Source organism: Streptomyces sp. NPDC052079 (assembly GCF_040680275.1).
Taxonomy (GTDB): domain Bacteria; phylum Actinomycetota; class Actinomycetes; order Streptomycetales; family Streptomycetaceae; genus Streptomyces.
This window is the reverse complement of sequence record NZ_JBFAWL010000001.1, coordinates 728,044-741,604: the sequence shown is the minus strand read 5'-3', so window position 1 is coordinate 741,604 and position 13,561 is coordinate 728,044. Positions and strand designations below refer to the sequence as shown.

At 70.7% G+C, this 13,561-nt stretch carries 10 protein-coding genes; 8 read left to right on the top strand and 2 right to left on the bottom strand.

The features are described 5' to 3' along the window. Positions 1–333: 333 nt before the first annotated feature. Positions 334–1,128, top strand: coding sequence for a protein phosphatase 2C domain-containing protein (locus tag AB0L56_RS03595; protein ID WP_361028960.1), 795 nt, complete (start codon positions 334–336; stop codon positions 1,126–1,128). A gap of 16 nt (positions 1,129–1,144) precedes the next feature. Here AB0L56_RS03595 and AB0L56_RS03590 read toward each other — a convergent pair whose 3' ends face one another. Further along, positions 1,145–1,639, bottom strand: a complete 495-nt coding sequence (locus AB0L56_RS03590; protein ID WP_365418433.1) for a MarR family transcriptional regulator — start codon at positions 1,637–1,639, stop codon at positions 1,145–1,147. A gap of 230 nt (positions 1,640–1,869) precedes the next feature. On the opposite strand from AB0L56_RS03590, the gene AB0L56_RS03585 reads away from it, so the two are divergent. Next, positions 1,870–2,703: a lysozyme gene (locus tag AB0L56_RS03585; RefSeq protein WP_365418431.1), complete on the top strand. Its 834-nt coding sequence runs from the start codon at positions 1,870–1,872 to the stop codon at positions 2,701–2,703. A gap of 82 nt (positions 2,704–2,785) precedes the next feature. Here AB0L56_RS03585 and lon read toward each other — a convergent pair whose 3' ends face one another. Further along, positions 2,786–5,221 (bottom strand): endopeptidase La, encoded by a 2,436-nt coding sequence (gene lon / locus AB0L56_RS03580; protein ID WP_365418428.1) that lies wholly within the window; start codon positions 5,219–5,221, stop codon positions 2,786–2,788. A gap of 152 nt (positions 5,222–5,373) precedes the next feature. Between lon and AB0L56_RS03575 the strand changes: the two genes are divergently transcribed. The 6 genes from AB0L56_RS03575 to AB0L56_RS03550 all read left to right on the top strand — a co-directional run bounded on the left by AB0L56_RS03575 (position 5,374) and on the right by AB0L56_RS03550 (position 13,561). Beyond that, entirely contained in the window at positions 5,374–6,063 is a 690-nt protein-coding gene (locus AB0L56_RS03575) for a spermidine synthase (RefSeq protein ID WP_361028972.1), read from the top strand. Positions 6,064–6,187: 124 nt separating this feature from the next. Next, on the top strand, positions 6,188–6,928 hold the full coding sequence (locus AB0L56_RS03570; RefSeq protein WP_361028975.1) for a response regulator transcription factor: 741 nt from the start codon (positions 6,188–6,190) through the stop codon (positions 6,926–6,928). Next, on the top strand, positions 6,925–8,037 hold the full coding sequence (locus AB0L56_RS03565; protein ID WP_361028978.1) for a HAMP domain-containing sensor histidine kinase: 1,113 nt from the start codon (positions 6,925–6,927) through the stop codon (positions 8,035–8,037). The genes AB0L56_RS03570 and AB0L56_RS03565 overlap by 4 nt, the downstream gene beginning before the upstream one ends. Positions 8,038–8,326: 289 nt before the next feature. Then, complete coding sequence (locus AB0L56_RS03560) at positions 8,327–12,130, top strand: multifunctional oxoglutarate decarboxylase/oxoglutarate dehydrogenase thiamine pyrophosphate-binding subunit/dihydrolipoyllysine-residue succinyltransferase subunit (protein WP_365418423.1); 3,804 nt, start codon at positions 8,327–8,329, stop codon at positions 12,128–12,130. Positions 12,131–12,207: 77 nt separating this feature from the next. Then, the gene (locus tag AB0L56_RS03555; RefSeq protein WP_003992906.1) at positions 12,208–12,387 is read left to right on the top strand and encodes a DUF6104 family protein; all 180 of its coding nucleotides are present in this window, start codon (positions 12,208–12,210) and stop codon (positions 12,385–12,387) included. Positions 12,388–12,676: 289 nt separating this feature from the next. Next, entirely contained in the window at positions 12,677–13,561 is an 885-nt protein-coding gene (locus AB0L56_RS03550) for a DUF4097 family beta strand repeat-containing protein (RefSeq protein WP_365418421.1), read from the top strand.

The following is a 13,561-nucleotide window of genomic DNA, read 5'->3' as shown; positions in this document are numbered from 1 at the left end:
AGCCCGTCACCGCGCTCGGACAGCGAGGTGCCCCCCATCGCTCCCCGACCCTCCCAGTGCCCGTGGACGGCGGACGCGCATCACCTCACCCGCCACTCGAAGGAGTGAACATCGGAGGTGAGTTGGGGAGCAAGTCCCGCCGCGGCTCGTAGCCGCCGTGTGCGGCACGCCGGTTGGACGTCTGCGGCGGGCGGTGGCAGTATTCGCCGCCACGCCTTCCCGGAGCCCTGCAATCCCTCCCAAATCAGGCGTCTGACCTGCATGGTGGCGGTGATCCGGCGACCGTTGCCCGCCTTTGACGGCCGTTGTGGAGGGCTCGTGCAGACTGGTGGGGTGCGTACGGAGCTTGTTTCGGAGCCGGGTGATCCGGGCCGCCCCAACGAGGACTTCGCGAGCGTCGGTCTCCCGGCCTCCGGACAGGGCGGTTCGCTCGTGGTGCTGGACGGGGTCACCCCACCGGGTGATGGAGGCGGCTGTCTGCACTCCGTGCCCTGGTTCACCGCCCGGCTGGGCGGCGCGCTGACCGAACTGACCGTTTCCCTCCCGGATGTTCCCCTCACCGAGGTGCTGTCCCGCGCCCTCGCGCGTACCGCCGAGAGCCATGCGGCAAGCTGTGACCTTTCTCACCCGCGTACACCGCAGGCGACGGTGGTGCTGGCCCGCTGGTCACCCGTCTCGGTGGAGTACCTGGTGCTGTCCGACTCGGCCCTGCTCGTCGAGGCCCCCGACGGCACGGTCGCCGCGCTGTTGGACGACCGGCTGGACCGGCTGCCCCGCTCGGCGCTGGCCGACCAGGCCCTGGTGGACACCACGCTGCGCAACAAGGAGGGCGGCTTCTTCACGGCGGCGGCGGACCCCTCGGTGGCCTCCCGCGCGGTGACCGGCTCGCTGCCGCGCGGTGAGGTCCGCACGCTCGCCGCCCTGACCGACGGTGCGGCGCGCTGGGTGGAGCGGTTCCACGAGGGCGACTGGACGGACTGCCTCACCCTGATCCGCAAGGAGGGCCCGCAGGCCCTGGTGGACCGGGTGCGGACCCTGGAGCGGGCGGACACGGACCCGGTGCCGCCGCGCCGGGGCAAGACGCACGACGACGCCACCGTCGTCTACGTGGAGCTGTCACCCCGTTAGAGCCTGCCAGTCGGGGTCACTTCTCCATCCCCCGGTTCAGCTGGTGGAGCAGCCGGGCGAGTTCCGTGATCTCGGCGGGGTCCCAGTCGGCCAGCCGTCCGGCGTAACGGGCGCGGCGGGCCTCGCGGACCCTGCTCACCCGCTGTTGCCCCTCTTCGGTGAGGGCGACCAGCCAGGCGCGGCCGTCGGCGGGATCCGGCTCGCGGCCGACGAGTCCCAGCTCTTCGAGCGCCCGCAGTTGGCGGGACATCGTGGCCTTGCCAACGCCGATGTAGGCGGCGAGCTCGGTGGCCCGCTGGCGGCCGCACTCATCCAGACGGACCAGCAGCCCGTAGGCGGACGGCTCCAGGTCGGGATGGACCGCGCGGGCCATCTCCCCCTGGCTGGCGCGGGCGCGGCGCAGCAGCACCGTCAACTCGCGTTCCAGCGCGAGGAGACCGGGCTGCTCCACCTCGGACGCGGGCCCCGGGGAGGCGGCGCGTTCCCCGCCGCCGTTTGCGTCATCGTGCACGTGTGCCCCTGCCTCGGTTTCCCGTTCCGAAAGTTTCCCGCCAAGTGGCGACGTCGCCGCAGCTCCACCAGTATTTCGCAGGCGTAGACCAACGGCAGCGCGCGGCCCGGCCCGTGGCCGTCGTGGTCCGCGCACCACACTTTCCCTACCAGGCGATTACGTGGCATGCCCACTACATGCGATGTGGGTCACATCCGGGTTCGCCCCCACCGACCTTTCGGAGATGCGTCATGCCTGTGCACAGATCCGGCCTCACCCGCATACCCGCGCTCGTGACCGCCGGGGCGGTCCTGCTCGCGGTGCTCTCCCTCCCCGGCGCGGCCGGGGCGACCGAATCCGCCGAGTCCGCCCCCAGCGTGCCCCCGCGCGGCACCGCCCACATGGGCATGGGCGTCGCCGCCCACGACGGCCGCGGCGGCCTCCCCACCACCCGCTCCACCCAGACGGAGGGTGTGGACGTCTCCAGTCACCAGGGCAACGTCGCCTGGTCGACGCTGTGGAGGAGCGGGGTCCGCTGGGCCTATGCCAAGGCCACGGAGGGGACGTACTACACGAACCCGTACCACTCCCAGCAGTACAACGGCTCCTACGACGTCGGCATGATCCGCGGTGCGTACCACTTCGGGACGCCCGACACGGGGAGCGGCTCCGCCCAGGCCGACTACTTCGTCGACCGCGGCGGCGCCTGGTCCGCCGACGGACGCACTCTCCCGGGCGTGCTCGACATCGAGTGGAACCCGTACGGCGACGCCTGCTACGGCAAGTCGCCGAGCGCGATGGTGAGCTGGATCCGTGACTTCCTGGACCAGTACCGGTACCGCACCGGCCGGAACGCCGTCATCTACACCGCCACGAGCTGGTGGAAGCAGTGCACCGGCAACTACGCCGGCTTCGCCGCCACGACTCCCCTGTGGGTCGCCCGGTACGCCTCCACCGTGGGAGAACTGCCCGCCGGATGGGGGACGTACGCGATGTGGCAGTACACCTCGACCGGTCCGACCGTCGGGGACCACAACCGCTTCAACGGCACCGTCGACCGGGTGAGGACCTTCGCCCTCGGCTGACCCGGCCCCGGGTGCGGTGAAGGCCCGGGCCTCCCTCACGAAACCCGGGCCTCCCCGATCCGGTCGCTTCCTCCCCCAGTGCCTAAAGCCTGGGAGGTGCCCCCATCGCCGCGACCGGAACCTCCGGCGCCGCGCCGTTCACGGCCGGCGACAGCGCCAGCTCCAGGACCTGGCGGACATCGGTGACGGCGTGGACGTCGAGCTTGTCCAGCACCTCCGCCGGGACGTCGTCCAGGTCGGGCTCGTTGCGCTTGGGGATGACCACGGTGGTGATCCCCGCGCGGTGCGCGGCGAGCAGCTTCTGCTTCACCCCGCCGATCGGCAGCACCCGCCCGGTCAGCGAGACCTCACCGGTCATCGCCACGTCCGTGCGGACCAGCCGGCCGGAGAGCAGCGAGGCCAGGGCGGTGGTCATGGTGATGCCCGCGCTCGGGCCGTCCTTGGGCACCGCGCCCGCCGGGAAGTGGATGTGCACGCCCCGGTCCTTCAGGTCGCCGACCGGGAGCTCCAGTTCGGCGCCGCGGCTGCGCAGGAAGCTCAGCGCGATCTGCGCCGACTCCTTCATCACGTCACCCAGCTGGCCGGTCAGGGTCAGCCCGGCCGCGCCCGTCTCCGGGTCGGCCAGGGAGGCCTCGACGTAGAGCACGTCCCCGCCCGCGCCGGTCACCGCGAGACCGGTGGCGACACCCGGGACGGCGGTACGGCGCTCGGCCGGGTCCTGGGCGGACTCGGGCACGTGGTGCGGCCGGCCGATCAGGTCCCGCAGGTCGCCCTCGGTCACGGTGAAGGGCAGTTCCCGCGCGCCCAGTTCGTGCTGGGCGGCGATCTTGCGCAGCAGCCGTGCGACGGACCGCTCCAGGTTGCGCACGCCGGCCTCGCGCGTGTACTCGCCGGCCAGCTTGCGCAGCGCGCCCTCGTCGATCGTCACCTCCTCGGCGTCCAGTCCCGCCCGCTCCAGCTGGCGCGGGAGCAGGTGGTCGCGGGCGATGACGACCTTCTCGTCCTCGGTGTAGCCGTCGAGGCGGACCAGCTCCATGCGGTCCAGCAGGGCCTCCGGGATGGCCTCCAGGACGTTGGCCGTCGCGAGGAACACCACGTCGGAGAGGTCGAGCTCGACCTCCAGGTAGTGATCGCGGAAGGTGTGGTTCTGCGCCGGGTCCAGGACTTCCAGCAGGGCCGCGGCCGGGTCGCCGCGGAAGTCGGAGCCGACCTTGTCGATCTCGTCCAGCAGGACGACCGGGTTCATGGAACCGGCCTCCTTGATCGCGCGGACGATCCGGCCGGGCAGCGCGCCGACGTACGTGCGGCGGTGACCGCGGATCTCGGCCTCGTCGCGGACGCCGCCGAGGGCGACGCGGACGAACTTGCGGCCCATCGCGTGGGCGACGGACTCGCCGAGACTGGTCTTGCCGACACCGGGCGGGCCGACGAGGGCCAGTACGGCACCCCCGCGCCGTCCCCCGACGACACCCAGGCCCCGGTCGCCGCGCCGCTTGCGCACCGCCAGGTACTCGGTGATCCGCTCCTTCACGTCCTCAAGGCCGGAGTGCTCGGCGTCCAGGACGGCCTGGGCGCCCTGGATGTCGTAGGCGTCCTCGGTGCGCTCGCTCCACGGCATCTCCAGAACCGTGTCGAGCCAGGTGCGGATCCAGGACCCCTCCGGCGACTGGTCGGAGGAGCGCTCCAGCTTGTCGACCTCCTTGAGAGCGGCCTCGCGGACCTTCTCGGGCAGGTCGGCCGCCTCGACGCGGGCGCGGTAGTCGTCGGACTCCTCGCCGTCCTGTTCGCCGTTCAGCTCGCGCAGCTCCTTGCGGACGGCCTCCAGCTGGCGGCGCAGCAGGAACTCGCGCTGCTGCTTGTCGACGCCCTCCTGGACGTCCTTGGCGATGGTCTCGGCGACGTCCTGCTCGGCGAGGTGGTCGCGCAGCTGCTGCGTGGCGAGCTTGAGCCGGGCCACCGGGTCGGTGGTCTCCAGCAGGGCGACCTTCTGCTCGGTGGTGAGGAAGGGCGAGTAGCCGGAGTTGTCGGCGAGCGCGGAGACGTCGTCGATGGCCTGGACGCGGTCGACGACCTGCCAGGCGCCGCGCTTGCGCAGCCAGGCCGTGGCGAGCGCCTTGTACTCCTTGACGAGCTCGGTGACATGCCCCGGCAGCGGCTCGGGCACGCTCTCGTCGACACGGGTGCCCTCCACCCACAGCGCCGCGCCCGGCCCGGTGGTCCCGGCGCCGATGCGCACGCGGCCGCGGCCGCGGATCAGGGCGCCCGGGTCACCGTCGGCCAGCCTGCCGACCTGCTCGACCGTGCCCAGCACGCCGGTTCCGGCGTACGTCCCGTCGACGCGTGGCACCAGGAGCACCCTGGGCTTCCCGGGCTCGGTGCGGGCGGCGGCCTGGGCGGCCTCCAGCGCGGCGCGCACCTCGGAATCGCTCAGGTCCAGCGGTACCACCATCCCGGGCAGCACGACCTCGTCGTCGAGCGGCAGCACAGGCAGGGCGAGCGATGTGGACTCAGTAGCCATGATCTCCCCTTCGGCAGTCAAGTTGAGCTATGCCGACTCAATGCAGGGGAGCCGCCGAATGTTCCCAGGGGTGCGTTCGCTGTCAGCGATCACCGTCCCGGGCACCTGAAGGGCCGCGAACGGCACGGAAAGACGGCTGTCAGGATGAACGCATGCCCACCCCGTACGACATTCCCGAAGCCCCCGAAGTCCTGGACCGCCGCGAGGGCCCGTACGGCGAGGTCGTGCTGCGCAGGCACGGCGACCTGCTGCAGATCATCGCCAACGGCTGCTTCCTGATGGACACCTCCGACGGCCGTTCGGAACGGCGGCTCGTCGACGCGGCCCTGGCCGCCCTCGACGGTGGCACGGCTGACCCGCGGGTCCTGATCGGCGGTCTCGGGGTCGGATTCTCGCTCGCACACGCCGCCGGCCAGTCGCGCTGGGGACGGATCACCGTGGTGGAGCGCGAACCGGCCATCATCGAGTGGCACCGCGCGGGGCCGCTGGCCGGACTCTCCGCGCGGGCCCTGGCCGACCCCCGCGCGGAGATCGTCGAGGCGGACCTCGTCCGTTACGTCCATGAGACATCCGACACGTTCGACGCGCTGTGCCTCGATATCGACAACGGGCCCGACTGGACCGTCACCGAGGGCAACGAGGGGCTGTACTCACCGGCCGGACTGGCGGCCTGCGCACGGGTGTTGAAACCGCGCGGGGTGCTCGCTGTCTGGTCCGCCCAGCCCTCACCGGAATTCGAGGGAACCTTGCGGAATGCCGGGTTCCGACAGGTGCGTACCGAAGAGATCCCCGTTGCCCGGGGCGTTCCGGACGTCGTGCACATCGGCGTCCGCCCTGGATAGCAAAGCCACGGTGACGCACCGTACGCTGCTGCCTGACGCCGATCATTCAAGCGTCAATCGCAGTGATGCGCAGACGACGGATCACCCCACGGATTCCGGAAAAAGCACACCTCAGGGGCGGGCCATGGAGCAGACACACACCTCCCACAACGGCACGGCGACGACCACCCCCGGCGCGCAACGCCGGGTCCTGGTGGTCGAGGACGACGCGACGATCGTGGAGGCCATCGCGACCCGCCTTCGCGCCGAGGGATTTCTGGTGCAAACGGCGAGCGACGGCCCGTCCGCGGTCGACACGGCGGAGGCCTGGCAGCCCGACCTGCTGATCCTCGACATCATGCTGCCGGGCTTCGACGGCCTGGAGGTCTGCCGTCGGGTGCAGGCCCAGCGGCCGGTGCCCGTGCTGATGCTCACCGCGCGGGACGACGAGACCGACATGCTGGTCGGGCTGGGCGTCGGCGCCGACGACTACATGACGAAGCCGTTCTCCATGCGGGAGCTGGCGGCCCGTGTGCATGTGCTGCTGCGCCGCATGGAGCGCGCGGCGCTGGCCGCCACCACCCCGCGCAGCGGCATCCTGCGGCTGGGCGAGCTGGAGATCGACCACGCGCAGCGCAGGGTGCGCGTGCGCAGCGAGGACGTGCATCTGACGCCCACCGAGTTCGACCTCCTGGTGTGCCTGGCGAACACGCCCCGCGCGGTGCTCTCCCGCGAGCAGCTGCTGGCCGAGGTCTGGGACTGGGCGGACGCCTCCGGCACCCGGACCGTGGACAGCCACATCAAGGCGCTGCGCCGGAAGATCGGCGCCGAGCGCATCCGCACCGTGCACGGCGTGGGCTACGCCCTGGAGACGCCGACGCCATGAGCGAGGGTCCGGCCGGACGCAGAGGTCCCCGGGGTGCACAGCCCTGGGGCGGTGTACGCCCGTTCTCGATCAAGACCAAGCTGGGTGCGCTGGTCGTCGTCTCCGTACTGATCACCACGGGGCTGTCGGTGATCGCGGTGCACACCAAGACGGAGCTGCGCTTCATCACGGTCTTCTCGATGATCGCCACGCTGCTCATCACGCAGTTCGTGGCGCACTCGCTCACCGCGCCGCTGGACGACATGAACGCCGTGGCGCGGTCCATCTCGCACGGCGACTACACCCGCCGGGTGCGGGAGAACCGCCGGGACGAGCTGGGCGACCTGGCCCAGACGATCAACGTCATGGCCGACGAGCTGGAGGCCCAGGACCATCAGCGCAAGGAGCTGGTCGCCAACGTCTCCCACGAGCTGCGCACCCCCATCGCGGGCCTGCGCGCGGTGCTGGAGAACATCGTCGACGGCGTCACCGAGGCCGACCCCGAGACGATGCGCACGGCCCTGAAGCAGACGGAGCGGCTCGGGCGTTTGGTGGAGACGCTGCTGGACCTGTCCCGCCTGGACAACGGGGTGGTCCCGCTGAAGAAGCGCCGGTTCGAGGTGTGGCCGTATCTGTCGGGCGTGCTCAAGGAGGCGAACATGGTCGCCTCCGCCCGCGCGGGCATGGCCTCCGGCTCCGGCAGCCACACCCGGACGGACGTCCATCTGCACCTCGACGTGTCGCCGCCGGAGCTCACCGCGCACGCCGACCCCGAGCGCATCCACCAGGTCGTCGCCAATCTCATCGACAACGCGGTCAAGCACAGCCCGCCGCACGGCCGCGTGACGGTCCGGGCGCGGCGCGGCGCACAGCCGGACTCGCTGGAGCTCGAGGTGCTGGACGAGGGCCCGGGCATTCCGCGGACGGAGTGGCGGCGGGTCTTCGAGCGGTTCAACCGCGGCAACGTCAACCGTCCGCACGGTCCGGGCAGCGACGGCGGCACCGGTCTCGGCCTGGCGATCGCCCGCTGGGCCGTCGATCTGCACGGCGGCCGGATCGGAGTGGCCGAATCCGAGCGGGGCTGCCGGATTCTGATCACTCTTCCGGGGACTCCATCCGTACCAAGTTGACGTAAAGTTCGAAGCGGAGCCGCAAGATCCACACTGTCGGCGCTGGCGGACACGTGTGATCAGGCACAGGCCCGCGCGAACCGCGCGCCAGGCCGTGGCCGAGCGATGCCCGATGCCGCCGAAAGAACCGGAACCACGCTTGTTTCCCGCCATTTCCCACGCCGAAACACGCGTGGGGATGTGACTTACACGACGATGAACGGCCCGGCCTGACCTTCTCGCGCCGGGGGGCGTAGCCTTTATTTCCGCTGTCCATCATCTTGCGGAGCGGAAGAGGGCGGTTGACGCCGTGTCGCCACAGTCCCCCAGTAACTCGAGCATCTCGACCGAGACCGATCCAGCGGGCCAGAACCCCGCTGCGGCCTTCGGTGCCAACGAATGGCTCGTCGACGAGATCTACCAGCAGTACCTCCAGGACCCGAACTCGGTGGACCGAGCCTGGTGGGACTTCTTCGCCGACTACAAGCCGGGCGCGCCTGCGACCTCGGCTCCGGCGGGTACCGCGGCCGCGGGGGCCGCGGGAACCACCACCTCCCAGGCCCAGCCCGCCGCGCCCGCCCCCGCGGCCGCGCGGCCCGCGGCACCGGCACCCGCCGCTCAGCCGGCCGCCGCCAAGGCCCCGGCGCAGGCCGCCGCTCCGGCGCAGGCCGCCGCGCCCGCGAAGCCGGCTGCGGCCAAGCCGAAGGCGGAGCCCTCCGGCGAGGCGAAGAACGGCGCCGAGCAGGTGCCCCTGCGCGGTCCGTCCGCCGCCGTGGCGAAGAACATGGACGCCTCCCTGGAGCTGCCCACGGCCACGTCCGTGCGCGCGGTCCCGGTGAAGCTGCTGTTCGACAACCGCATCGTCATCAACAACCACCTCAAGCGGGCGCGCGGCGGGAAGATCTCCTTCACGCACCTCATCGGCTACGCCATGGTCCAGGCCATCAAGGCCATGCCGTCGATGAACTACTCGTTCGCCCGCGTGGACGGCAAGCCGACCCTGGTCAAGCCGGAGCATGTCAACCTCGGTCTGGCCATCGACCTGGTGAAGCCCAACGGCGAGCGCCAGCTGGTCGTCGCGGCGATCAAGAAGGCCGAGACGCTGAACTTCTTCGAGTTCTGGCAGGCCTACGAGGACATCGTCCGTCGCGCCCGCGACAACAAGCTGACGATGGACGACTTCACCGGCGTCACGGTCTCCCTGACCAACCCCGGCGGCCTCGGCACCGTCCACTCCGTGCCCCGCCTGATGCCGGGCCAGTCGGTGATCCTGGGCGTCGGCTCGATGGACTACCCGGCGGAGTTCCAGGGCACCAGCCAGGACACGCTGAACAAGCTCGGCATCTCCAAGGTCATGACGCTCACGTCGACCTACGACCACCGGGTGATCCAGGGCGCCGCCTCCGGCGAGTTCCTCCGCACGGTCGCGAACCTCCTCCTCGGCGAGAACGGCTTCTACGACGAGATCTTCGAGGCGCTGCGCATCCCCTACGAGCCGGTCCGCTGGCTCAAGGACATCGACGCCTCCCACGACGACGACGTCACCAAGGCCGCCCGGGTCTTCGACCTGATCCACTCCTACCGGGTCCGCGGCCACGTCATGGCCGACACCGACCCGCTGGAGTACAAGCAGCGCAAGCACCCCGACCTGGACATCGTCGAGCACGGCCTCACCCTGTGGGACCTGGAGCGCGAGTTCGCCGTCGGCGGCTTCGCCGGCAAGTCGATGATGAAGCTGCGCGACATCCTCGGCGTGCTCCGCGACTCGTACTGCCGCACCACCGGCATCGAGTTCATGCACATCCAGGACCCCAAGCAGCGCAAGTGGATCCAGGACCGGGTGGAGCGCCCGCACTCCAAGCCGGAGCGCGAGGAGCAGCTGCGCATCCTGCGCCGCCTGAACGCCGCCGAGGCCTTCGAGACGTTCCTGCAGACGAAGTACGTCGGCCAGAAGCGCTTCTCGCTGGAGGGCGGCGAGTCGGTCATCCCGCTGCTCGACGCGGTGCTGGACTCGGCCGCCGAGTCGCGCCTGGACGAGGTCGTCATCGGCATGGCCCACCGCGGCCGGCTGAACGTGCTGGCCAACATCGTCGGCAAGTCGTACGCGCAGATCTTCCGCGAGTTCGAGGGCAACCTCGACCCGAAGTCGATGCACGGCTCCGGCGACGTGAAGTACCACCTGGGCGCCGAGGGCACCTTCACCGGCCTGGACGGCGAGCAGATCAAGGTCTCCCTGGTCGCCAACCCCTCGCACCTGGAGGCGGTGGACCCGGTCCTGGAGGGCGTCGCCCGCGCCAAGCAGGACATCATCGGCAAGGGCGGCACGGACTTCACCGTCCTGCCGGTGGCCATCCACGGCGACGCGGCCTTCGCAGGCCAGGGCGTGGTGGCCGAGACCCTGAACATGTCGCAGCTGCGCGGCTACCGCACCGGTGGCACGGTCCACGTCGTGATCAACAACCAGGTCGGCTTCACCGCCGCCCCGGAGTCGTCGCGCTCGTCGATGTACGCCACCGACGTGGCCCGCATGATCGAGGCGCCGATCTTCCACGTGAACGGCGACGACCCGGAGGCGGTCGTGCGCGTCGCGCGCCTGGCCTTCGAGTTCCGTCAGGCGTTCAACAAGGACGTCGTGATCGACCTCATCTGCTACCGCCGCCGCGGTCACAACGAGTCGGACAACCCGGCCTTCACCCAGCCGCTGATGTACGACCTGATCGACAAGAAGCGCTCGGTGCGCAAGCTCTACACCGAGTCCCTCATCGGTCGCGGCGACATCACCCTGGAAGAGGCCGAGCAGGCGCTGCAGGACTACCAGGGCCAGCTGGAGAAGGTCTTCACGGAGGTCCGTGAGGCCACCTCCCAGCCGACGACGGTCGAGCCCCCAGAGCCGCAGGCGGAGTTCCCGGTCGCCGTGAACACCGCGGTCACCACGGAGGTCGTCAAGCGGATCGCCGAGTCCCAGGTGAACATCCCCGACCACATCACCGTCCACCCGCGTCTGCTGCCGCAGCTGCAGCGCCGGGCGGCGATGGTCGAGGACGGCACGATCGACTGGGGCATGGGCGAGACCCTCGCGTTCGGCTCGCTGCTCCTGGAGGGCGTCCCGGTGCGGCTCGCCGGCCAGGACTCCCAGCGCGGCACCTTCGGCCAGCGTCACGCGGTCATCATCGACCGCAGCACGGGCGAGGAGTACACGCCGCTGCAGTACCTCTCCGAGGACCAGTCGCGGCTGAACGTCTACAACTCCCTGCTCTCCGAGTACGCGGCGATGGGCTTCGAGTACGGCTACTCGCTGGCCCGCCCCGACGCGCTCGTGCTGTGGGAGGCGCAGTTCGGCGACTTCGTCAACGGCGCGCAGACGGTCGTGGACGAGTTCATCTCGTCGGCGGAGCAGAAGTGGGCCCAGACCTCCGGTGTGGTCCTGCTCCTCCCGCACGGCTACGAGGGCCAGGGCCCGGACCACTCCTCCGCCCGTCCGGAGCGGTTCCTGCAGCTCTGCGCCCAGAACAACATGACGGTGGCGATGCCGACCTCGCCGTCGAACTACTTCCACCTCCTGCGGTGGCAGGTGCACAACCCGCACCACAAGCCGCTGGTCGTCTTCACCCCGAAGTCGATGCTGCGCCTGAAGGCCGCGGCGTCGAAGGCGGAGGAGTTCACCTCGGGCCAGTTCCGCCCGGTGATCGGCGACAGCTCGGTCGACCCGGCCGCGGTCAAGAAGGTCGTCTTCACGGCCGGCAAGGTCTACTACGACCTCGAGGCCGAGCGGCGCAAGCGCGCGGCGACGGACGCCGAGGCCGCCAATACGGCGATCATCCGCATCGAGCGCCTGTACCCGCTGCCGGGTACGGAGCTCCAGGCGGAGATCAAGAAGTACCCGAACGCCGAGAAGTACCTGTGGGCCCAGGAGGAGCCGGCGAACCAGGGTGCCTGGCCGTTCATCGCGCTCAACCTGATCGACCACCTCGACCTGGCGGTCGGCGCCGACCTGCCGCACGCCGAGCGTCTGCGCCGCATCTCGCGGCCGCACGGCTCGTCCCCGGCGGTCGGCTCCGCGAAGCGCCACCAGGCCGAGCAGGAGCAACTGGTGCGCGAGGTCTTCGAGGCGTAACCGGCGGCAGTACGCGCGCGGGCCGCACCCCTTCGGGGGTGCGGCCCGCCCGTTTTCCGGCACATATCCTTGTCCTCATGTACTTCACGGACCGTGGCATCGAGGAACTGGAGAAGCGGCGCGGCGAGGAGGAAGTCACCTTCGAGTGGCTCGCCGAGCAACTCAGGACCTTCGTCGACCTCAACCCCGACTTCGAGGTCCCAGTAGAACGCCTGGCCACCTGGCTAGCCCGCCTGGACGACGAAGACGACGAGTAAGCGCAGCTGCGGACAGCCGCCCCGCCGTAGCTGCCGTGCCGCCGCAGCTGCGGGCAGTCGTGCCGCTGGGGCGGCACGGGTGGGCGCAGCGGCACCCCGCAAACGCCGGGCTGCGCACCCACCCCCGCCCAGCACCGGCACCGGTACCCAGCACCCTCCGCGCGCTACAGAAGCCGACGGACCCCCGAACGAGTACCTTGACTTTCCCCTGCCGCGATATATCGTGAATCACGTAAGACGCGATATGGCGCGTCGCAAGGGGCACGCCCGTTCCCAGGAGGTCGTCACCATGCCCGAGTCATCCGTGGCGGAGCCAACAAAGCTCACCTTCGACGCCCCCGTAACCGAACTCCACGTCCGCATCGTCAACGGAACAGTGAACGTGGTGGGGACCGACGAGGCTTCCGCCCGCCTGGAGGTCTCGGAGATAGACGGTCCACCCCTGGTGGTGACCCACAAGGACGGCACCCTCACGGTGGCCTACGAGGACCTGCCCTGGAAGGGCTTCCTCAAGTGGCTGGACCGCAAGGGCTGGCGCCGCAGCGCGATCGTCTCCCTGGCCGTGCCCGCAAGGACCCGCGTCGAGGTCGGCGTGGTCGGCGCCGCAGCCGTCGTCTCCGGCATCCAGGGCCCCGCCGCCGTGAAGGGCGTCGCGGGCGACACCACGCTCGTCGCCCTCTCGGGCCCGGTCCGCGCGGAGACCGTGTCGGGGAACGTGGAGGCCCAGTCCCTCACCGGCGACCTCCGCTTCGCCTCCGTCTCCGGCGACCTCACCGTCGTCGAGGGCTCGGGCTCCTCCGTGCGGGCGGACACGGTCAGCGGCTCCATGATCGTCGACCTGGACACCGACGGCCCCACCAACGTCAAGCTGACCAGCGTCTCGGGCGAGATCGCCATCCGGCTGCCCGACCCGGCGGACGCACAGGTTGAGGCCAACACCGCGAGCGGCGCGATCTCCAACGCCTTCGACAGCCTCCGTGTGCAGGGCCATTGGGGCGCCCACAAGCTCACCGGCCGCCTGGGCGCGGGCAGCGGCACACTGCGTGCCACCACCGTCTCCGGCTCCATCGCCCTGCTGCGCCGCCCGCCCGGGGACGAGGAGCCGGACCCGCGGGACCACACGCGGGACAACACGGGGGACCACGCCGGCACGACCGACAAGAAGGTGCTCTGA